19 protein-coding genes and 1 pseudogene are annotated in these 19320 nt (G+C 71.4%); 19 read left to right on the top strand and 1 reads right to left on the bottom strand.

The window, feature by feature from the left end; all coding sequences use genetic code 11:
* Positions 1-60: 60 nt before the first annotated feature.
* From ftsY to FF36_RS17590, 15 genes and pseudogenes are all read left to right on the top strand, one after another.
* Positions 61-1332: a signal recognition particle-docking protein FtsY gene (ftsY, locus tag FF36_RS17655; RefSeq protein ID WP_044886202.1), complete on the top strand. Its 1272-nt coding sequence runs from the start codon at positions 61-63 to the stop codon at positions 1330-1332.
* A gap of 515 nt (positions 1333-1847) precedes the next feature.
* Positions 1848-3401 carry a signal recognition particle protein gene (gene ffh / locus FF36_RS17650; RefSeq protein ID WP_044886248.1) on the top strand — a complete coding sequence of 518 codons (1554 nt, stop codon included), beginning with the start codon at positions 1848-1850 and terminating at the stop codon, positions 3399-3401.
* Between the two features lie 242 nt (positions 3402-3643).
* Positions 3644-4090 carry a 30S ribosomal protein S16 gene (gene rpsP, locus FF36_RS17645; protein WP_011606864.1) on the top strand — a complete coding sequence of 149 codons (447 nt, stop codon included), beginning with the start codon at positions 3644-3646 and terminating at the stop codon, positions 4088-4090.
* A complete protein-coding gene (locus FF36_RS17640) occupies positions 4091-4324 on the top strand; it encodes an RNA-binding protein (protein WP_009742328.1) in 234 nt (77 codons plus the stop codon). It begins immediately after the preceding gene.
* A 47-nt stretch (positions 4325-4371) separates the two neighbouring features.
* Complete coding sequence (gene rimM, locus FF36_RS17635) at positions 4372-4914, top strand: ribosome maturation factor RimM (RefSeq protein ID WP_044886247.1); 543 nt, start codon at positions 4372-4374, stop codon at positions 4912-4914.
* Between the two features lie 84 nt (positions 4915-4998).
* The gene (trmD, locus tag FF36_RS17630; protein WP_044886246.1) at positions 4999-5823 is read left to right on the top strand and encodes a tRNA (guanosine(37)-N1)-methyltransferase TrmD; all 825 of its coding nucleotides are present in this window, start codon (positions 4999-5001) and stop codon (positions 5821-5823) included.
* 371 nt (positions 5824-6194) lie between these two features.
* A complete protein-coding gene (gene rplS / locus FF36_RS17625; protein WP_044886201.1) occupies positions 6195-6551 on the top strand; it encodes a 50S ribosomal protein L19 in 357 nt (118 codons plus the stop codon).
* 511 nt (positions 6552-7062) lie between these two features.
* Positions 7063-7893, top strand: coding sequence for a signal peptidase I (gene lepB / locus FF36_RS17620; protein ID WP_370657106.1), 831 nt, complete (start codon positions 7063-7065; stop codon positions 7891-7893).
* Positions 7890-8615: a ribonuclease HII gene (locus FF36_RS17615; protein ID WP_044886199.1), complete on the top strand. Its 726-nt coding sequence runs from the start codon at positions 7890-7892 to the stop codon at positions 8613-8615. The genes lepB and FF36_RS17615 overlap by 4 nt, the downstream gene beginning before the upstream one ends.
* On the top strand, positions 8612-8908 hold the full coding sequence (locus FF36_RS17610) for a DUF2469 domain-containing protein (RefSeq protein WP_009742334.1): 297 nt from the start codon (positions 8612-8614) through the stop codon (positions 8906-8908). Before FF36_RS17615 ends, FF36_RS17610 begins: the two co-directional genes overlap by 4 nt.
* Positions 8909-9201: 293 nt before the next feature.
* Complete coding sequence (locus FF36_RS17605; RefSeq protein ID WP_044886245.1) at positions 9202-9558, top strand: YraN family protein; 357 nt, start codon at positions 9202-9204, stop codon at positions 9556-9558.
* A complete protein-coding gene (locus FF36_RS17600; RefSeq protein WP_044886198.1) occupies positions 9558-11096 on the top strand; it encodes a YifB family Mg chelatase-like AAA ATPase in 1539 nt (512 codons plus the stop codon). Before FF36_RS17605 ends, FF36_RS17600 begins: the two co-directional genes overlap by 1 nt.
* Positions 11084-12167, top strand: a pseudogene (gene dprA / locus FF36_RS17595) (DNA-processing protein DprA); the annotation flags it as partial. The gene FF36_RS17600 and the pseudogene dprA, both read left to right, overlap by 13 nt.
* Position 12168: 1 nt before the next feature.
* Positions 12169-12412, top strand: a 244-nt coding sequence (locus FF36_RS38250) for a DprA-like winged helix domain-containing protein (protein WP_479686788.1), incomplete at its 5' end; no start/stop codon positions are given.
* Positions 12413-12597: 185 nt separating this feature from the next.
* Positions 12598-13695, top strand: a complete 1098-nt coding sequence (locus tag FF36_RS17590) for a tyrosine recombinase XerC (RefSeq protein ID WP_052681199.1) — start codon at positions 12598-12600, stop codon at positions 13693-13695.
* Between the two features lie 28 nt (positions 13696-13723).
* Here the strand turns inward: FF36_RS17590 and FF36_RS34280 are convergent, their stop codons facing one another.
* On the bottom strand, positions 13724-14764 hold the full coding sequence (locus tag FF36_RS34280) for a murein hydrolase activator EnvC family protein (protein ID WP_044886196.1): 1041 nt from the start codon (positions 14762-14764) through the stop codon (positions 13724-13726).
* A 559-nt stretch (positions 14765-15323) separates the two neighbouring features.
* Here FF36_RS34280 and rpsB point away from each other — a divergent pair.
* The 4 genes from rpsB (at position 15324) to FF36_RS17565 (ending at position 19077) form a co-directional block, all read left to right on the top strand.
* Complete coding sequence (gene rpsB / locus FF36_RS17580) at positions 15324-16211, top strand: 30S ribosomal protein S2 (RefSeq protein ID WP_044886195.1); 888 nt, start codon at positions 15324-15326, stop codon at positions 16209-16211.
* Positions 16212-16502: 291 nt separating this feature from the next.
* Positions 16503-17117, top strand: coding sequence for a translation elongation factor Ts (locus FF36_RS17575; RefSeq protein WP_044886194.1), 615 nt, complete (start codon positions 16503-16505; stop codon positions 17115-17117).
* A 343-nt stretch (positions 17118-17460) separates the two neighbouring features.
* Complete coding sequence (frr, locus tag FF36_RS17570; RefSeq protein ID WP_044886193.1) at positions 17461-18018, top strand: ribosome recycling factor; 558 nt, start codon at positions 17461-17463, stop codon at positions 18016-18018.
* Positions 18019-18252: 234 nt separating this feature from the next.
* Positions 18253-19077, top strand: coding sequence for a phosphatidate cytidylyltransferase (locus FF36_RS17565; protein WP_370657107.1), 825 nt, complete (start codon positions 18253-18255; stop codon positions 19075-19077).
* Positions 19078-19320: the final 243 nt, after the last annotated feature.

Below are 19320 nucleotides of genomic sequence, written 5' to 3'. Positions count from 1 at the left end.
GTGGGTGCCGGGGGTGGGTGAGCACCCCGGGCACCCCCGGCCATCTGTCAGGATCGGGGGGTGGAGCTCCTCATCCTGATCGTCGTCATCGCCGTCGTCGCACTGGCCACCATGGGACTCGTGGTGGGCAGCGCCGTGCGGCGGCGCCCCCGCAGGGCCGTCGGAAGGGGCGGCCGGTCCGACACCGACCTGTCTCCCGGCGTCGGTGACGATGCCGAGGCGCCTCGCGATTCGGCGACCCGGACGATCGACGACGTCGGCCTGCCCGCCGCGTCCAGGACCGCGCCGCCCCTGGGGGACACGACCGGCGTGCCGGTGGTCGGGGACGCCGCAACCGCGGGACCGGCGGACACGAACCTCGCGCCCTCGGTTCCGCCGCAGCAGCGGCCCCCGGCGGAGACGCCGGCCCCGGCGGCCGGCCGGTTGGTGCGACTGCGCCTACGCCTGTCCCGCTCGCAGAATGCACTCGGCCGCGGCCTGCTCTCCCTGCTGTCGGGCGACAATCTCGACGAGGAGACGTGGGAGGACGTGGAGGCGACCCTGCTCGTCGCCGACGTCGGCGTGGCGGCTACTGGTGAGCTGGTAGCAGCGCTGCGTGAACGCACCAAGGTGCTCGGCGCCAGTACCCCGACCCAGGCGCGGGCGATGCTGCGCGACGAACTACTCGCCCAGGTCGGCACGGCGACCGATCGTTCGCTGCGGACGTCGGTGCCGGATCGTCCGGCCGTCGTCCTCGTCGTCGGGGTCAATGGCACCGGAAAGACCACGACCTGCGGCAAGATCGCGCGGCTGCTGGTGGCCGAGGGCCGAACGGTGGTGCTTGGCGCGGCCGACACGTTCCGGGCGGCGGCTGCGGATCAGCTGCAGACCTGGGGCGAGCGGGTCGGTGCCGTGACCGTCCGTGGGGCCGAGGGCGGTGACCCGGCCTCGGTCGCCTTCGACGCGGTGAAGCAGGGCATCGATTCGGCCGCCGACACCGTGCTGATCGACACCGCCGGCCGCCTGCATACGAAGACCGGCCTGATGGACGAGTTGGCGAAGATCAAGCGGGTGATCGGCAAGCACGGTCCCGTCGACGAGGTCCTGCTGGTGCTGGACGCCACCACCGGGCAGAACGCGCTGGTCCAGGCCCGGGTGTTCACCGAGGCGGTGGAGTTGTCCGGCGTCGTGCTGACGAAGCTCGACGGCACGGCGAAGGGCGGGATCGTCATCGCTGTGCAGCGCGAGCTCGGCGTGCCGGTCAAGCTGATCGGCCTGGGCGAGGGACCAGACGACCTTGCTCCCTTCGAGCCCGAGGCCTTCGTCGACGCCCTGCTCGGCGAGCCGGTCTGACGGACCGAGCACCCCTCGGCTCCTGCGGTGCACGGAGACCACGGAGTGTCACACGTCAAGGTCTTCCCGTCGCTCCGAATGTGATCTAGGCTTCATCGCTGAGTGGAGCCGGGAGGCTCCTCGGTAAGCCGCGACGATCGTCCTCGGCGAGTTTCCGGCTGGGGGGTGAGCGTCCGGCGAGGCGTCTCGCCGTCCTCAGCGCAGAGGGCGGATCCGGCCGGTACGAGACCAGGTCGGCGTCCGTGCGGGTATGCCTCGCCGGGCCGCGCATGGTTGCGGGGTGATCGGCAGCGCCGGCCTGTCCGCCTGTGCGCCCAGCCGGACCAGAGCCCGCGTAGGGCGAGTGGCCATCCATCACCGGGTGATCGGGTGATCGGGCACCGGACGATCGGGCACCGGACGATCGGGCGTGGGGTGTTCGGACGTGGGGTGTTCGGACGCGGGGTGTGTTGTCCTCGTCGTCGGGTGCGTACGCTGGTGCCTGCGGTCCGCCTGCGATCTCGGAGTGTGTGCGCGTGTTCGACACCCTTTCCAGCCGCCTCGACAAGGTCTTCACGTCGCTGCGTGGTCGGGGGCGCCTGACCGATGCGGACATCGACGCCACGGCACGGGAGATCCGGGTGGCGCTGCTGGAGGCGGACGTCGCGCTTCCCGTGGTCCGCAGTTTCGTCGCGGCGATCAAGAGCCGGGCGCGGGGGGCCGAGGTCGGCGCCTCGCTGAATCCGGCCCAGCAGGTCATCAAGATCGTCAATGAGGAGCTCGTCGCCATCCTCGGTGGCGGCACGACGACTCTGCGGTTCGCCAAGACGCCGCCTACCGTGATCCTCCTTGCCGGCCTGCAGGGCACGGGCAAGACCACCCTCGCAGGCAAGCTGGGGCGGTGGCTGAAGGCGCAGGGGCACACCCCACTGCTGGTCGCGGCCGACCTGCAGCGCCCCAATGCGGTCAACCAGCTCCAGGTGGTGGGGGCGCGCGCCGGCGTCGAGGTCTTCGCCCCCGAACCCGGCAACGGGGTCGGGGATCCGGTCCGAGTGGCTCGCGACGCGCTGGCCCACGCCCGCCGCCAGGTCTTCGACGTCGTCGTCGTCGACACGGCTGGCCGGCTCGGCGTCGACGAGGAGTTGATGCGTCAGGCCGCGGATATCCGTGACGCCGTCTCGCCGGACGAGATTCTCTTCGTCCTCGACGCCATGATCGGTCAGGACGCCGTAGCCACGGCCAACGCCTTTGCCGACGGGGTCGGGTTCAGCGGCGTCGTGCTGACCAAGCTCGACGGTGACGCCCGCGGCGGCGCGGCGCTGTCGGTCGCCCAGGTGACCGGGCGCCCGATCATGTTCGCCTCCACCGGCGAGGCCCTCGACGACTTCGACGTCTTTCATCCGGAGCGGATGGCGTCGCGGATCCTCGGGATGGGTGACGTTCTCACCCTGATCGAGCAGGCTGAGAAGGCGTTCGAGGCCGAGCAGGCCGAGGCGATGGCCGCGAAGATGGCGGCCTCGGAGTTCACGCTCGAGGACTTCCTCGACCAGATGCTCACGGTCCGCAAGATGGGTCCGATCGGCAACCTGCTCGGCATGCTGCCCGGCATGGGGCAGATGAAGGAGCAGCTCGCCCAGGTCGATGACCGCGACGTCGACCGGGTGGTCGCCATCATCCGGTCGATGACGCCGGGGGAGCGGCGTGATCCCAGGATCCTTCAGGCCTCTCGTAAGGCGCGCGTGGCCCGCGGGTCCGGTGTCACGGTTACCGAGGTCAACCAGCTGCTCGACCGCTTCGCCGAGGCCCGCAAGGTGATGCGGCAGATGGCGGGTGGAATGGGGCTGCCCGGCGGGATGGCCCGGGCGAAGGCCGCCTCCGCCCGTAAGGCCGCCAAGAAGGGGAAGGGCGCGAACCGCAAGGGAAACCCGGCGGCGCGGGCGGCGCAGGCCAAGGCGCAGAAGTCCGCGGCGCAGGAGCGTCTCGGCAAGGGGCCTGGGTTCCCGGACGGTATGCCGGATCTGGCGGCTCTCATGCGCCAGCAGGAGGGCCTTGGCGGGATGCCGCCCGGAGGTCCGCGCGGCGGTCGCTGACAGGCGTGGTCCCGCCTGACGAGTCCGCGCTCTCCCGGGTGCGCGGCTGACGGCCGCGGTCTGGCAGACTGTAAGCTCTAGTGCAGGCCCTGCCTGCCAGCGTCGGTGTGGCTGCCCTCCGATCTCGTGCTGTACGAGAGTGATTCGAGTGGTTGTTCCGGCGCTGGTGCTTTCCCACCGTCGGACCTCCCGTACCTCCGGGGTCCGGCGGTCACCGACACGTCTGGAGCCGTTCGACCACCGTGGCAACCAAGATTAAATTGCAGCGTCTCGGCAAGATGCGCGAGCCGCATTACCGCATCGTCGTGGCCGACGCCCGCACCAAGCGGGACGGCCGGGTCATCGAGGCCATCGGGCAGTACCACCCGAAGTCCGACCCGAGCATCATCAAGGTCGATGCCGAGCGGGCTCAGCACTGGCTGTCGGTCGGGGCTCAGCCCACCGAGCCGGTCCTCGCGATCCTCAAGGTCACCGGTGACTGGCAGAAGTTCAAGAACCTGCCGGCCCCGCCGCCCATGAAGGTCGCCGAGCCGAAGGCCGACAAGCGGGAGATCTTCCAGGCGGCGGCGCGGGCCGCTGCGGGCGCCGAGGACCGTCCGGCGACCACTCCGAAGAAGGCCAAGAAGGCCGCGTCGGCGGATGGTGCGGACGCACCGGCCGCGGACGCGCCGACCGCCGCGGGGCAGTAGGTGCTGGAAGCGGCCCTCGAGCATCTCGTGCGGGGCATCGTTGACCATCCTGACGACGTCCGCGTGGATCTCAACAACGGTCGGCGCGGCCGGACCCTGGAAGTGCGGGTGCATCCCGACGACCTCGGGAAGGTCATCGGTCGGCGGGGCCGCACAGCCCGTGCTCTGCGCACGGTCATGGGCGGCGTTGGCGGCCGTGGACTGCGGATCGATGTCGTCGATGTGGACCGCTGACACTCGTCGGCCTGGCGATGCCACCGGTCCACCCGCCGCCCACCTCCGTGACTGAGCCGATCGTCGTCGGCCGGATCGGCCGACCGCATGGTGTTCGAGGCGACGTCACGATCGAGGTACGGACGGATGTGCCGCAGCGTCGGTTTGCGCTGGGTGCGGTGCTCGGGCGTGAGGGCGGCGGTGCCCCCCTCACGGTCGCCGTGGCCCGCTGGCATTCGGGCCGTCTCCTGCTCCGCTTTGAGGGAGTCGAGGATCGGGGTGCCGCGGAGGCCCTTCGCGACGTCCTGCTGACCATCGACCCCGCCGAGGCCGGACCACCGGTGGACGACGACGAGGACGCCGAGGGCGAAGCCGGCGACACGTGGTGGGACCGTGACCTCGTCGGCCTGGAAGCGGTCACGACGGCCGGTGCCCCGCTGGGGCGGGTGACGGACGTCATCCATGCGCCGGCGGGCGACCTGCTCGCCGTCGGGCGTCCGGGCGGGGGCGAGCATCTCGTTCCGTTCGTGCGGGAGATCGTCCCGACTGTGGATCCGGCTGCGGGTCGGATCGTCGTCGATCCACCGCCTGGTCTGCTTGATCTCGACTGATTCCGCTCCGGCCCGGTCGGCGATGATCCACCATTGCGGGCGACTCCTGGTTCGGGGCCGATCCCGATGCTCCGGGAGCTGCCGATGCGCGCCGACGTCGTGACCATCTTTCCCGCGTACCTGGAGCCGTTGCGCCTGTCCTTGGTGGGCCGGGCCCAGGAGCGTGGGACCCTCGACGTCCGCACCCATGACCTGCGGGCGTGGACCAGCGACGTGCACAGGACGGTCGACGACGCTCCCTACGGCGGTGGTCCCGGAATGGTGATGCGTCCCGAACCATGGGACGCGGCGCTGTTGGAGATCGCGGCATCGGACCCGGCACGCCGCCCGCGGGTCGTCGTGCCGACCCCGGCGGGCCGGCCGTTCTCGCAGCGTCACGCGGAGGAGCTCGCACGGGAGCCGTGGCTGGTGTTCTGCTGCGGTCGTTACGAGGGCATCGACTCCAGGGTGATCGATACCTGGGCGGATGACGAGATCTCGATCGGTGACTACGTGCTGGCCGGCGGCGAGGTCGCCACGTTGGTCATCCTCGAGGCGGTCGCCCGTCTCCTGCCGGGAGTGCTCGGTAACAGCGCGTCGGCGGCTGACGATTCGTTTTCCGACGGTCTGCTCGAGGCACCGGTGTACACGCGTCCGCAGGTCTGGCGGGGCGCCGAGGTACCGGCGGTCCTGCGATCCGGGGATCACGCGGCCGTGGCCCGGTGGCGGCGGGCGCAGGCGCTTCGCCGCACCCTGCTGCGGAGGCCGGATCTGGTGGAGCACGCCGAGTTGTCCGACGCTGACCGTGCCGTCCTCGAAGCCGTGGCGGCCGAAGTACAGCAGCACGCCGCGACCGCATCCGGGGCGGCCCCGGAGGGCGAGTCCGCGGCTGGGCGCGGTTCGGCCATGGATTCGCCGGACCAGCTGTGATCTTCAGGGTCGGTGGGGCGTGTGCCACGTGGAGCCTGGGTTCGGTCCCGACGGCCACGCCTGGCGGTCATCGCGGGCCGTCGTCGTGTTGTGTCCTCTGCGCCGACGGGCGTGCGGCTGCCTGACGGGGCGTGTGGCGGCCCTGGGATGCACGGTCGGAGTCGCCCGCTCGTGTGGCACAGTACAATGCAGTGTCCGCCGGTTCGTGACCGGCTCGGGTGGCCTCAGGTCGAATGATCCCTGCGGGACGTCTCCGCGGTGGAGCCTGCCGATGCACGGGTCCGGGTCGGGCTCGGCCATGGGTTGTTCGCCGCGGTCGTGGGCCGAGGGCGCGGACGATCCACTCTCAACCTCTTCAGGAAGCGACTGCCATGCACACCCTGGACAGCCTCGACGCCGAGTCGCTGAGGACCGACGTGCCCGAGTTCTGGCCGGGCGACACCCTCAAGGTCCACGTGCGGGTCGTCGAAGGAAACCGTCAGCGCATCCAGGTTTTCCAGGGTGCCGTCATCCGTCGGCAGGGTGGCGGAGTGCGGGAGACCTTCACCGTCCGGAAGGTGAGCTTCGGCGTCGGCGTCGAGCGCACCTTCCCGCTGCACAGCCCGATCGTGTCCAAGATCGAGATCGTGACCCGCGGTGACGTTCGCCGGGCGAAGCTGTACTACTTGCGGGAGCTCCGCGGCAAGGCCGCGAAGATCAAGGAGAAGCGGGAGCCGATCTCGCGCTGACGTCCTCGTCGCCCAGTGCCCCGCCCGGACCAATCGTCGGCGACTTGCCGGTACTCCGTGCGCGTGTTGGCCCCGTTCGTGGACGAAGATGGGCGGCACGGTCCGCAACGACGTCGCACGGGGCGGCTGGTGGCACGTCGACCGGTCCGATGAGGTCAGACGGTCGATCCAGCGAGGTGGCGGAGTGAACGCATCCAGTCCGGGTGGGCATCGTCCGCCGCCGGGAGACGCAGGAGGCAGCCGGCCTGTCGGCGATCCGCGATGGGTCGGTCCCACATCCGAGGGGCCGCCGCGGGTTTCACCTCCGCGGAGTGATAACGATTCCGCCGACGAACGGTCCGACTGGACTGCTGACTCCGCGGAGGCCCGTGGCGATGTCGGCGGCCCGGCCGCACTCGACGGCGCGGGCGGGGCGCCGGCTGCGGGACCGGACGAGCGAGGCAGTGGTCGCCGAGTCGGTCGACCCGGATCGGGAGTCCGGGGTCGGGGCTCGTTCCTGCGCGAGCTGCCCGTGCTCGTTCTGGTCGCTTTTCTGCTGGCGCTGCTGATCAAGGCGCTGCTGGTCCAGGCTTTCTGGATCCCGTCAGAGTCGATGGAACGCACCCTGCTGGTCGACGACCGTGTGCTGGTCAACAAGGTCGTCTACCATTTTCGTGACGTGCATCGGGGCGAGATCGTCGTGTTCAACGGCAAGGGGACGGGTTTCGACCATCAGGAGTCGATCGTTCCCAAGCCCACCAATGTCTTCAGCAAGTTCGTCCGGGGTGCGCAGAACCTGCTCGGCCTCGGGGCCCCGAGTGAAACCGATTTCATCAAGCGGGTCATCGGGGTCGGCGGCGACACGGTCGCGTGTTGCGACGCGGAGGGCCGGGTGACGGTCAACGGCCATCCGCTGGACGAGCCGTATGTGTATCAGAACGACTACCAGCGTTTCGGTCCGCTGAAGGTGCCCGCGGGCTATCTGTGGGTGATGGGCGATCACCGGGGGGCGTCGTCCGATGCCCGTCAGAACGGACCGATCCCGAAGGACAAGGTGGTGGGGCGTGCCTTCGTCCGGGTCTGGCCGCTGAGTCGGTTCGGTTTCCTGGGCGTGCCGGACACCTTCAGTGGGATACCCGCCGCGTCGGTCGCTCCTCGCGCGACGCCGACGCGCACGATACCTGCGGCGTCGGACACATCGGGCGTGGGGGCGGCCCAACCCGGGGCGGGCCTGCCGGCGACGGACGACACCTCTCTGGTGGCGATCGTCGCACTGGCCCCGCCGGCCTGGCGGGCGCGGCGCCGTCATGGACCGCCCGTCATCGCGGGGAGTTCGGTCCCGCCGCGACGCGGATCCCCATGAGGCCGCGCGGGGTCGTGATCCGGCGCGACGCCGGTCTGTTCGGTTATGAGCGGGCGTTGGTGCGTTGTGGGCTGGGTCCGGTCGCCGGAGTCGACGAGGCGGGTCGTGGCGCCTGCGCCGGTCCTCTGGTCGTGGCCGCGGTGGTGCTGGGCCCTGATGGCAGGCGCCGGCTATCGCCTCGGCTGGCGGACTCCAAGCTGCTGACCGAGCAGGTCCGGGAGGGCCTCTTCGACGAGGTCATGCGATCGGCCGCGGCCTGGTCCACGGTGGTGATCCCCGCGGCGGAGATCGACCGGACCGGAGTACACGTGGCCAACATCACCGGCATGCGACGTGCCGTCGCGCGGCTGGGGCGTCGGCCGGGCTACGTACTCACGGACGGGTTTGCGGTCGCCGGCTTCGGTACGGAATCGTTGGCGGTCGTGAAGGGGGATCGGGTAGCCGCGTGCATCGCGGCGGCCTCGATCGTGGCGAAGGTGACGAGGGACCGGATCATGCGTGCGTTGCACACGCGCTATGCCGAGTACGATTTCGCGCAGCACAAGGGATACGTCACCGCGGCCCACGCGGCGGCGCTGGCGCGGTACGGACCGTGTGACGAGCACCGGAAGTCGTACGTCAACGTGGCTGCGCACGCGATGCCGACGAGGGAAGCCCGATCATTGCGGCTGGAGGACAGAGTGCTTGCGACCAGCCTGCACGGCGTCACGGAGACCGCATGAGCGCGGAAGATCTCGAGAAGTACGAGACCGAGATGGAGCTCCAGCTCTACCGCGAGTACCGCGACGTGGTGGGGCTGTTCTCGTACGTCATCGAGACCGAACGCCGGTTCTACCTCGCCAACGAATATCAGATCGAGGTCAGGAACAGCACGGACGGTGAGGTCTTCTTCGAGTTGACCCTGCGGGATGCCTGGGTGTGGGACATGTTCCGGCCCGCGCGCTTTGTGAAGAATGTCCGGGTCGTGACGTTCAAGGACATCAATGTGGAGGAGCTGACCAAGGCCGAGCTCTGACGCTCCGCCCTTGGTCGCAGGCCCTCGCCGGCGCTACCAGCGCTCTGCCTCGACTCCGCTCTAGCCTTGGCGGTCATGGAAGCGGCGCTCCGGCCGAGGCGCTTCGTTCACCGGCCGCCCACCTCCGCCAGGGCCCGCTGACCCGTACCCGACGGTACCGTCTGCCTGCGGCCCACCTGTGGATAAAGTCCGTCATCCACATCTTGATCAAGGCTCCTGGTTGTTTTCGCCCGCAACGCCGACGCTGAAACAGGCCGGCGGGCGCACGTCCCCCGGCGGACGGGAGCGTGGCGATGCGCGCGAAGGACGCACTGGGTCGGTTCGGAGAGGAGGTCGCGTCCCGGCATCTGGCTGCGGGGGGCGCGGCGATCCTCGACCGCAACTGGCGCTGCCGGGAGGGCGAACTCGATCTCGTGCTCCGGGACGGGGCTGATCTGGTGTTCTGCGAGGTCAAGACCCGATCCGGGACGCGCTTTGGGTCTGCCGCGGAAGCGGTGGTCGGTCGGAAGGCGGCCCGGATCCGCCGGTTGGCCGCCCGCTGGCTCGCGGAGCACCCGCACGAACCCTCTCCTGTGCGTTTCGACGTGGTGCTGGTGTCGCGTCCGCCGATCGGCCCGGTCCGCGTCGAGCATCTTCGGGGTGCGTTCTGATGGCGCTCGCCCGGGCCCGAGCAGTCGCGGTCCTCGGGGTCGAGGGACATCTGGTCGAGGTCGAGGCGGATCTTGCCGACGGCCTGCCGCGTCTGACTCTCATCGGCCTGCCCGACGCTGCCCTGCACGAGTCGCGCGACCGGATCCGTGCCGCGGTGGTCAACTCCGGCCAGAAATGGCCGGCCCGTCGGATCACCCTTGGCCTGTTTCCCGCCACCCTGCCGAAGGCGGGCAGCGGCTTCGATCTGGCGATGGCGGTTGCCGTGCTCAGCGCCGCCGCGGTGGTTCCGCCCGAGTCCCTGCTGCGTCGGGTGTTCATCGGCGAGCTGGCTCTGGACGGTCGTGTGCGCGCGGTGAGAGGAGTGTTGCCAGCAGTGCTCAAGGCGGCCGCTGTGGGCGTCGAGTGCGTGGTGGTCCCGGCGGCCAACGCGGCCGAGGCGGCGCTGGTGCCCGGCGCCCGTGTCGAACCGGCCATAGATCTGGCCGGCGTGCTGGCAGTCCTGCGCGGGGATGCCGCCGCGCCGGAAGTGGCGGCGCCGCCGCTCGCTGCACCCGCCCCGGCCGAGGCGTCGAGCCTGGACCTGGCGGACGTGGCCGGCCAGACCCGGGGTCGGCTCGCCGTCGAGGTCGCCGCGGCGGGCGGCCACCACCTGTTCATGCAGGGGCCGCCCGGCAGCGGGAAGACGATGCTGGCCGACCGGCTGCCCGGCCTGCTGCCCATGCTCGACATCGACGCCTCGCTGGAGGTGACGGCAGTGCACTCGGTGGCCGGCCTGCTACCGTCGAACGCTCCCCTCGTCACCCGCCCGCCCTACCGCAGCCCGCATCACAGCGCGACCCCGGCGGCGTTGGTCGGGTCGGGCTCGGCGGTCATTCGTCCGGGGTTGGCCAGCCAGGCCCATCGCGGGATTCTTTTCCTGGACGAAGCCCCCGAGTTCAATCGGCAGAGTCTCGACGCCCTGCGCCAGCCGCTGGAGAGCGGCACGATCGAGGTGGCCAGAGCCCGGGCGACAGCCCGGTTTCCGGCGCGGTTCCAGCTCGTCCTCGCCGCCAACCCGTGCCCCTGCGCGAGGGCGCGTGGGCCGCGGGCGACGGGCTGTGAGTGTCCGAGCCTGGTGCGTCGGCGCTACCTCGCCCGCCTCTCCGGCCCACTGCTGGACCGGATCGACATCCAGGTGGCCCTGAGCGCTCCCAGCCGGGCCGAGCTCAAGGCAGATCTGGGACGCTCGGCCACCTCGACGCAGGTTGCCGCCCGGGTGGCGGCAGCCAGGGAACTTGCCCGCAGCCGGCTGGCGGGCACCCCATGGCGGGTCAACGCGGAGGTGCCCGGTCCGGCGCTGCGCAGGCTCTGGCCGCTGCCCACGAAGGTCACCGCGGTGGCCGAGCGGGCCTTCGACGCGGGCCTGCTCACTGCCCGTGGCCTTGACCGTGTCCACCGTCTGGCCTGGACCTTCGCCGACCTCGCCGGGCGGGCATCGCCCGGACCGGAACAGTTCGGCGCCGCGCTGGACCTGAGGTTGCCCGGATGGGCGGCATGAGCGTGCCCGTTGCGCCTTCTGAGCCGCCCGAGCCCGGGACCGGCCTGCCCGCACCGGGGGTGGCCCCCCTGCGGTCGGCGGCGAGTGGGGCCGATCTCGGATCTGTGTTGCCCGAGCCGGGCGGCGGGGAGCCGACCGAGGGCGTCATCCCGGTGACAGCGATGCCCGCCGGCGTGGTGGAGACGGACCCGGAGCGACTCGCCCGGATCGCGCTGACCCGGGTGTTCGGACCCGAACATCAGCGCGTGGCCGTCGAGGTGGGGCGGCGTGGTGCCGCTCGGGTGTGGGCCGAGGTGCGGTCGGCGCACCCCGGGGTGGATCCCCTGCGCGACCTGGACGCTGCGTCGCGGGTCGGTGCCCGGCTGGTGTGCCCGCAGGATCCCGAATGGCCGATCGAGCTCGACGCGCTGGATCGCCTGCGTGACGAGGGCGACGGTTCCGCGATCGGCGCACCCCTGTGCCTGTGGGTGCGGGGGCCCGGTGACCTGCGAGAGCTCGCGTCGCGGGCGGTCGCCCTGGTGGGTTGCCGCGCCGCGACGAGCTACGGTCTGCATCTCGCCGGCGAGATCGCCTTCACGATGGCGGAGCAGGGCTGGGCGATCGTGTCGGGGGCGGCGTTCGGGATCGACGCGGCGGCGCACCGCGGCGCGCTGGCCGCGGCCGGACCGACCGTCGCTGTCCTCGCCGGCGGCGTCGACGTGCCGTATCCGGCCGCTCATGTGGAGCTGCTGGCCGAGATCGGTCGCACGGGCGCCGTCGTCAGCGAGGTCTCGCCCGGTACCCCACCCTTCCGTCGGCGCTTCCTGACCCGGAATCGGGTGATCGCCGCGTTGTGCCGCGGGACCGTGCTGGTTGAGGCGGGCCTTCGCAGCGGCGCGCTCAACACGGTCGCCCACGCCCGTCGCCTCGGCCGCCAGGTGATGGCCGTACCCGGGCCTGTCACCAGCGCGATGAGCGCCGGGTGCCACCGGTTGCTCCGCGACTTCCGGGAACAGACCGTGCTGGTCACCGGGGCCGAGGACATCAGTGAGGAGATCGCGGCCGTGGGCCGGTTCGCTGCGCGCCCACCGANGGCCGTCGGGCCTCGCGACGAACTGTCCGCGATGGTGCGTGATCTGCTCGATGCCATGCCTTCCCGCGCGGCGGTCGGCGTGTCGGTGTTGTCCCAGCGGACCGGGCTGCGCCCGGAGGAGGTGCTGGCCATGCTGGGGCCGCTGACCGTGGAGGGGCTGGTCGAGAGCGTCCCCAACGGTTACCGGCTGACCCCGCTCGGCCGGGCGCCGTCCAACGCCCGGTCCCGGTCTCGCCGAAGCTGAGCGGAGACCCCGTCCGGACGTGGTCCGATCCGGCGGGGTCTCCCTTCGGGGATCGCCCGGGTAGCCGAGGCAGTCGAGCCGAGGCAGTCGAGCCGAATCCGTCGCCTGCCCGCGACGCCACGCAGCACAACGTCCGCCGTCGACGGGGTCTTGACGCGGCGACCAGGTCCGGAGACGGTCCTCGCATGGCATCGCACCGCGATCGTGGTCCTGAGCGTGGCCGGGTGGATCCGGCCCCCGGGGGAGCCCGGACGGCGAGCGCGTGCCCTGCTCCGAGGCCGGCGGTGGTCGAAGGCGCCGAAGTGGGCTGGGCCGCGGCGATCGCCGGCTTCCGGCGCCACCTCGTCGCGGAGCTTGACCGGTCGCCGGAGACGGTTCGTGCCTACGTCGCCGATCTGGCGAGTCTGCGGGCGCACGCGGAGCGGGAGGGGCGCCCGGAGCTCGCCGACCTGGATCTGACGGTTCTGCGCAGTTGGTTGGCCGCCATGCGCGCCGCCGGTGCGGCTCCGGCGACACGTGCGCGGCGTGCCTCGCTTGCCCGAGTGTTCTCGGCCTATGCGGTCCGCCGCGGATTCCTGGCGACCGACGTGGCCGCCCGGCTGGTCGGTGCGCGCGCGATCCGGCAGGTGCCGCAGGTTCTGACTGCTGCCGCTGCGCGCCAGCTCCTTGATGCGGTGTCCGGGCCGGGCCAGGCGCCGGGCGATCAGTCCGCCGAACAGGTACGGCACTTCACCGGTGCACGACCGGGTCGCGATGACGACGCAGCCGTGCGAAGGGCTCTCGGCCTGCGTGACGCGCTGATGTTCGAACTGCTCTATGGCAGCGGGGTCCGGGTGTCCGAGCTGTGCGGACTGGACCTCGGGGACATCGACGACGAGCGGCGGCTGCTGCGGGTACGCGGCAAGGGCGGCCGGGAGCGCAGCGTTCCGTTCGGTGTGCCCGCGGCCAGGGCGCTGCGGGCGTGGCGGACCTCGGGCCGCCCGCTCCTGGCCGTACCCCGCAGCGGGTCGGCTCTGATGCTGGGGCAGCTCGGGGGCCGGCTCGATCCACGCACGGTGCGGCGAGTCCTGGCGCGTTGTGTGGAGTTGGGCATCGTTCCCACGGGGCTGACGCCGCACGGACTGCGCCACTCGGCGGCGACGCACATGCTCGAGGGAGGCGCGGATCTCCGCTCTGTCCAGGAGTTTCTCGGCCACGCCAACCTGGCCACCACACAGATCTACACGCATGTGACCCCGGAGCGACTCCGTGCGGCCTTCGACCAGGCGCACCCGCGGGCGTGACTCGCTCCGGACTGTCGACTGTCGTCGGTCATCCGGGGCGAAGGGGTAGGAGCCGAGGCGGAACACGCCGGAACGAACTCAGGGGATCGAGGTACTCCACGCCGCGCAACAGCCCCCAGTGCAGGCATGTCGTCGTGGGGCAGCCGGGGTGGCCGTCGGTGAGCCAGCCGAGCAGGTCGCCCGCGCGGACGACGGCGCCCGCGTGGACGGCGGGCCGCAGGGGTTCGTAGGTCGTCCGGACCATCCCATGATCGATGGTGACCACTCCCCGTCCCGCCACGGGACCTGCGAAGCTCACAGTTCCGGCGGCTGCCGCGAGCACGGATCCGGCCGGCGAACCCCGCAGATCGACGCCACGGTGGCCGGGGCCGAAGGGCGTCGCCGGGCGTTGGAAAGCTCGGCTCACCGCCACCGGACCCGGCAGCGGCCATCGCAGCGGCGGAACGCCTTCTGTGGTGGCGGGCTCCGCCGCGGCGGCGAGTCGGTCGGAAGCGCCGGGCGGTGGTGCGCGGCGTGGCGCCCGCGCGCCACCGCCCGGCGGGTCGGCGACCGGCGGGGACAGGGCCGGTCGCCGAGGATCCCCGGGCCGGGTCGAACCCGGCTCGGGGGGTCGGTGGATGGAGGACGGATCTCCCGGGCCCGGCCCGGAGGCGGCGTCGCGGGTGGGCAGGGACGCGCTGGGTGCCGGTGTCGTTGTGCCCGGCACGGCGGGGACCGCTCGGGCGGAGGACGCGCCAGGCGACGTGGTCGGACGTGGGGGTGCGACGGTGACCCCCGCGCCTGGGACGGGCGCTCGGGTCGTGGCGGCGACGGGTTCTGGTGCCGCCGCCAGAGCCTGGCCGATCGTGTCGTTCGGGACCGCCCCGTCTCGCGGACCGGTCCCGAGGCCGTCATCCAGCTCCGTGCCTGGCAGCGGGTCGGCCGGGTCGGCGGTGCGCGCGGTGATGGTGGCGGGCGGCCCGCTCCCACGCGGGTTGATCGGAACTCTGGTGGGCCAGCCGACGGCGATCAGCAGCGCGATCGCCGGGATGACGAGCCAGAGCGGATCGAAGCGGGGCAGTCTGGGCATGGCGGTCCCAACCTCCGGGGTCGAGGGAGGCGCGGCGGCCGGGTGGCGTCCGGGGCGACGGTCCGGCCGCCGCTTGGCCGGTCCGCGAGAGCGGCGGATCGGCCGGTTCCACGGTGCGGTGTTTTGCTCTCGTTGGGTAGTCCAAAGTTTCCGACTGTGGATAACTTGCTTCGGCGTTGATCTCGGGTGAGTTGTCGACCTGCGGATCGGCCTGCTGCGCGGTCGTCGCGGTCCGTCCGCCTGCCGCGGCGGAGATCGGCGAAGGATGATCCCGCCGGCGGGCATGCTGCAGTAGCACACGATCTTGATGGGGCGGGGTGGGCGGGTTTTCCGCTGGGCCGCAGCGTGGGTCCGGGTATCATCGTCCGCAGGGCCCGCATCGCGGGCTCAGTTCGCACGCCCGCTTCCGAGGGTCTCCACGAGGCCGTCGGAAGGGTCTCCTCGGTCCGCCGCATCGCGACGGCCACGACCACTCCGGGCGTCAGGGGCAGCCGTCGTCAGACGGCGCCGTCACAACCGAGGCGTCCGGCCGCGGCCGGACGGAGAGGAGCGACGCGCCATGGCCGTCGTCACCATGAAGCAGCTGCTCGAGAGCGGCGTGCATTTCGGGCACCAGACCAAGCGCTGGAACCCGAAGATGAAGCGGTACATCTTCACTGAGCGTAACGGCATCTACATCATCGACCTGCAGCAGACTCTTTCGTACATCGACCGCGCCTACGACTTCGTCAAGGAGACGGTGGCGCACGGTGGCACGGTGCTGTTCATCGGGACGAAGAAGCAGGCCCAGGAGGCCATCGAAGAGCAGGCCGCCCGGGTGGGCATGCCCTACGTCAAGGAGCGCTGGCTCGGCGGCATGCTGACCAACTTCTCGACCGTCTACAAGCGTCTCCAGCGGCTCAAGGAGCTCGAGGAGATCGAGGTGACCGGCGGTACCGAGGTCCGCACGAAGAAGGAGCAGCTCGTGCTGACCCGGGAGAAGGCGAAGCTGGAGCGCACCCTCGGCGGCATCCGGGACATGAGCCGGGTGCCGAGCGCGGTGTGGGTGGTGGATACGAAGAAGGAGCACATCGCGGTCGGCGAGGCGCGCAAGCTGGGCATCCCGGTCGTGGCGATCCTCGACACGAACTGCGACCCCGACGAGGTCGACTACCCGATTCCCGGCAACGACGATGCGATCCGCAGCGCGGCGCTGCTGACCCGCGTGGTCGCCGACGCCGTCGCGGATGGCCTCATGGCCCGGGCCGGTGCCTCGAAGGCCGCCGACGCCAAGCCCGAGCAGTCCGCCGGTGAAGAGCCGCTGGCCGAGTGGGAGCAGGCGCTGCTGCGCGGCGAGGGCACCGCGCCCGCGCCCGCGGCGAGCGAGGAGCAGCCCGCCGAGGAGCCGGCACCGGCCGCCGCCGCCGCCGAGACCCAGCCCGACGCAGCGGTCGGCACGGCGGTCTGACGACCTCGCGTCGCCCCGCGCACCGGGCCTCCGTGGCGCCCGGTGCGCGCCGCCCGGCGGCCGGCATCGGTTGCGGCCACCCCGCAGCGGGCGCTCGTGGCGGTCAGGGCAGGCGGCGCAGGACCGCTGACGCGGGGAGCCTGCCGACCTGAGGGCCCGTGGTGCCCCGGTCGGCGGGTCCGAGGGCGGCGGGGTACCGACGGCGACGCCCGGCTCGCCGGTAGCCCTCGTGCCGCGCCACGCCTCTAGGACAACGACAGCATTCCGACGGACACCGACGAGAAGAGCACCATGGCAGACATCACAGCCGCCGACATTCGCAAGCTTCGGGAGCTCACCGGAGCTGGGATGAGCGACGTCAAGAAGGCGCTGGTCGACAACGACGGCGACGTCGAGAAGGCGAAGTCCTGGCTGCGGGAGAAGGGCAAGGCACAGGTCGCCAAGCGCGCGACGCGCAGCGCCGCCAACGGCCTGGTCGAGTCCTACCTGCACCGGACGGACCCGCAGTTGCCCCCGACCCTCGGGGTGCTCGTCGAGCTGCGCTGCGAGACGGACTTCGTGGCGAAGACCGACGATTTCAAGCAGCTCGCCCGTGACCTCGCCCAGCACATCGCGGCCGCGGACCCGCTGTACGTCACCGCGGACCAGATCCCCAACGAGGTGCTCGAGGCCGAGCGCAAGATCTACGAGGCTGCCGCCCGCGAGGAGGGCAAGCCCGAGCAGGCGATTGCGAAGATCGTCGACGGTCGGGTCAACGGCTACGTCAAGAGCAGCGTGCTGCTGGACCAGCCGTGGGTGAAGGATGGCAAGGTGACCATTCGAGCCCTGCTCGACCAGGCGGGCGCCTCGCTTGGCGAGAAGATCGAGGTCGGCCGGTTCTCCCGGTTCAACATCCGGCAGGCCTGAGCGCAGGTTCACGGGACGGCGGGCGGACAGTGGCCGCCCGCCTGTTTCGTGTTCGCCGGGGGTCGCCGCGACGATGCCCCGGTGTCACGTATCGGGGCGGCACCACGACGGTTCGACATGTTCGGCGTGGCGCGTCCCCCCGGGCTCCGTGGGGGCGACTTCGTGCGGGACACTGCTTGCCACGGCTGTGCGATCATCGACGGGGCCGGGGCCCTGGCGCCCACGGGCAGCACGTGTCATTCCGCGGGTCGGAAGGCGGCCGTGTCCGGAGAGCGGCCGGCAGGGAGGCTGCTGTTGGAGCCGGACGGATGCCGGCGAGTCAGAGTGGACGGAAGGAAACGCGGTGATCGACGACACACTTCTCGATGCCGAGGAGAAGATGGAGAAGGCCGTCTCGGTCGCCAAGGAGGACTTCGCGAACATCCGCACCGGCCGCATCACGCCCGCGGTCTTCTCCAAGATCCTCGTGGACTACTACGGCGCGCCGACGCCGGTGCAGCAGCTCGCGTCCTTTCACATCCCCGAGCCGCGCATGGTGATCATCACCCCGTACGACAAGTCGTCGCTGCCCTCGATCGAGAAGGCGGTGCGCGACTCCGACCTCGGGGTCAACCCGAGCAACGACGGCACGATCATCCGCATCGTCTTCCCGGAGCTGTCCGAGCAGCGGCGGCGTGACTTGGTCAAGGTCGCCCGCTCCAAGGCGGAGGAGGCCCGGGTCAGCATCCGCAACGTCCGGCGTCACGCCAAGGACGGGATCGACCGCATCGTCCGGGACGGAGACGCCGGCGAGGACGAGGGCCGGCGCGCCGAAAAGGACCTCGACGAGGCGACCCACCGTTACGTCGGGCAGGTGGACGAGCTCCTCCGCCTCAAAGAAGCGGACCTGCTGTCGGTCTGATCATCGTCGCCCCCGGAGCCGATGCGGCCCGCCCACCCTGCAATGCGAGCCAGATGATCGCGGTGGCGTGGGAAGGGCGACGGCGGGGCATGCGTGCCGCTCCTGTCCGCCTCTGTCGAGATAGTCGAGATACAGGCATCCATGACGGCAGTCGACGGCCGCGCCGTGGTTGACGGCGGGCCATCCGGAAGCGCCGAAGCGACCGGGGCCGCTGCCGGCGGTCCCGGGCCCGCTGTGGCCCCACCGCGCCGTTCCCGCGCCGGCCGCAACCTGCCGGCCGCGATCGCGGTCGGCGTCCTGCTCGGCGCGATCATTCTCATCCCGCTGTTCACCGTGCGGGCGGCGTTCGTCGGCGTCATCAGCGTTGCCGTCGCCCTGGGCACCTGGGAGGTGATCCGAGCGGTCTGGCTCACCGGAGTGCGGGTGCCACCCGTGCCGCTGGTCGCCGGGGCGCTCGCGATGCCGGCGGTGGCCTATGTCGAGGGGACGACCGGCCTGCTGTTGACGCTCGCCGCCACCGTCGGCGCCGGCGTTGCGGTGCGAGCCGCCGGGCCAGCCGAGGGGCTGGTCCGGGATGTGGGCGGCATCGCCTTCGTCGCCGGATACGTCGGTTTCCCGGCGGGGTTCGCGGCGTTGCTGACCGAACCATCCGACGGTAGCTGGCGGGTCCTCGCCTTCCTGGCCACAGTCGTGGCCAGCGACGTCGGCGGCTACACCGCGGGGGTCCTCTCCGGGGGGCGCCACAAGATGGCCCCGAGCGTGTCCCCTGGTAAGTCGTGGGAGGGGTTCGCGGGCTCCGCGGTGGGCTGCGTGCTGGTGGCGGGGATCCTGCTGGCCTGGCCGCTGGGAGCACATGCGTGGCAGGGGATCCTGATCGGCCTCGCGACCGCCTGCACGGCGACGATCGGAGACCTGGGCGAGTCGCTGCTCAAGCGGGACATCGGCATCAAGGACATGAGTAATCTGCTGCCTGGTCACGGCGGCGTGATGGACCGCCTGGACTCGTTGCTGTGCACCGCCCCCGTCGCCTGGCTGCTGCTCACCGCCTTCCTCGACTGAGCGGCCGCCGGCACGAGTGAGCCGCTGCCGCGAGACCTGAGCCCCCTTTCTCGACCGGGCCGGTGGCACCGGCCCGTACCGGCGGTGGTACCGGCCCGGTCGGGGGCGCCGGGCGGTGCGCGCCGCCCGCGCGGGCGATCGCCGCATTCGTCTAGGAGACCACTGAAAATCTTGCGGGTCCGGGTTCTGGTGTGGTGGTCGACGCCAGTGTTGTGATCATGCAGGGTGAGTGGGTGGGCGAGC

The sequence above is a fragment of the Frankia torreyi genome (assembly GCF_000948395.1).
Classification (GTDB): Bacteria; Actinomycetota; Actinomycetes; order Frankiales; family Frankiaceae; genus Frankia; species Frankia torreyi.
This window is presented reverse-complemented; position numbering and strand designations above follow the sequence as displayed.

Coding starts and splice junctions, on each gene's coding strand:
- trmD (WP_044886246.1), top strand. CDS start 4,999: ATGCGCGCCGACGTCGTGACCATCTTTCCCGCGTACCTGGAGCCGTTG.
- rplS (WP_044886201.1), top strand. CDS start 6,195: ATGCACACCCTGGACAGCCTCGACGCCGAGTCGCTGAGGACCGACGTG.
- FF36_RS17615 (WP_044886199.1), top strand. CDS start 7,890: ATGAGGCCGCGCGGGGTCGTGATCCGGCGCGACGCCGGTCTGTTCGGT.
- FF36_RS17610 (WP_009742334.1), top strand. CDS start 8,612: ATGAGCGCGGAAGATCTCGAGAAGTACGAGACCGAGATGGAGCTCCAG.
- FF36_RS17605 (WP_044886245.1), top strand. CDS start 9,202: ATGCGCGCGAAGGACGCACTGGGTCGGTTCGGAGAGGAGGTCGCGTCC.
- FF36_RS17600 (WP_044886198.1), top strand. CDS start 9,558: ATGGCGCTCGCCCGGGCCCGAGCAGTCGCGGTCCTCGGGGTCGAGGGA.
- FF36_RS17590 (WP_052681199.1), top strand. CDS start 12,598: ATGGCATCGCACCGCGATCGTGGTCCTGAGCGTGGCCGGGTGGATCCG.
- FF36_RS34280 (WP_044886196.1), bottom strand. CDS start 14,764: ATGCCCAGACTGCCCCGCTTCGATCCGCTCTGGCTCGTCATCCCGGCG.
- rpsB (WP_044886195.1), top strand. CDS start 15,324: ATGGCCGTCGTCACCATGAAGCAGCTGCTCGAGAGCGGCGTGCATTTC.
- FF36_RS17575 (WP_044886194.1), top strand. CDS start 16,503: ATGGCAGACATCACAGCCGCCGACATTCGCAAGCTTCGGGAGCTCACC.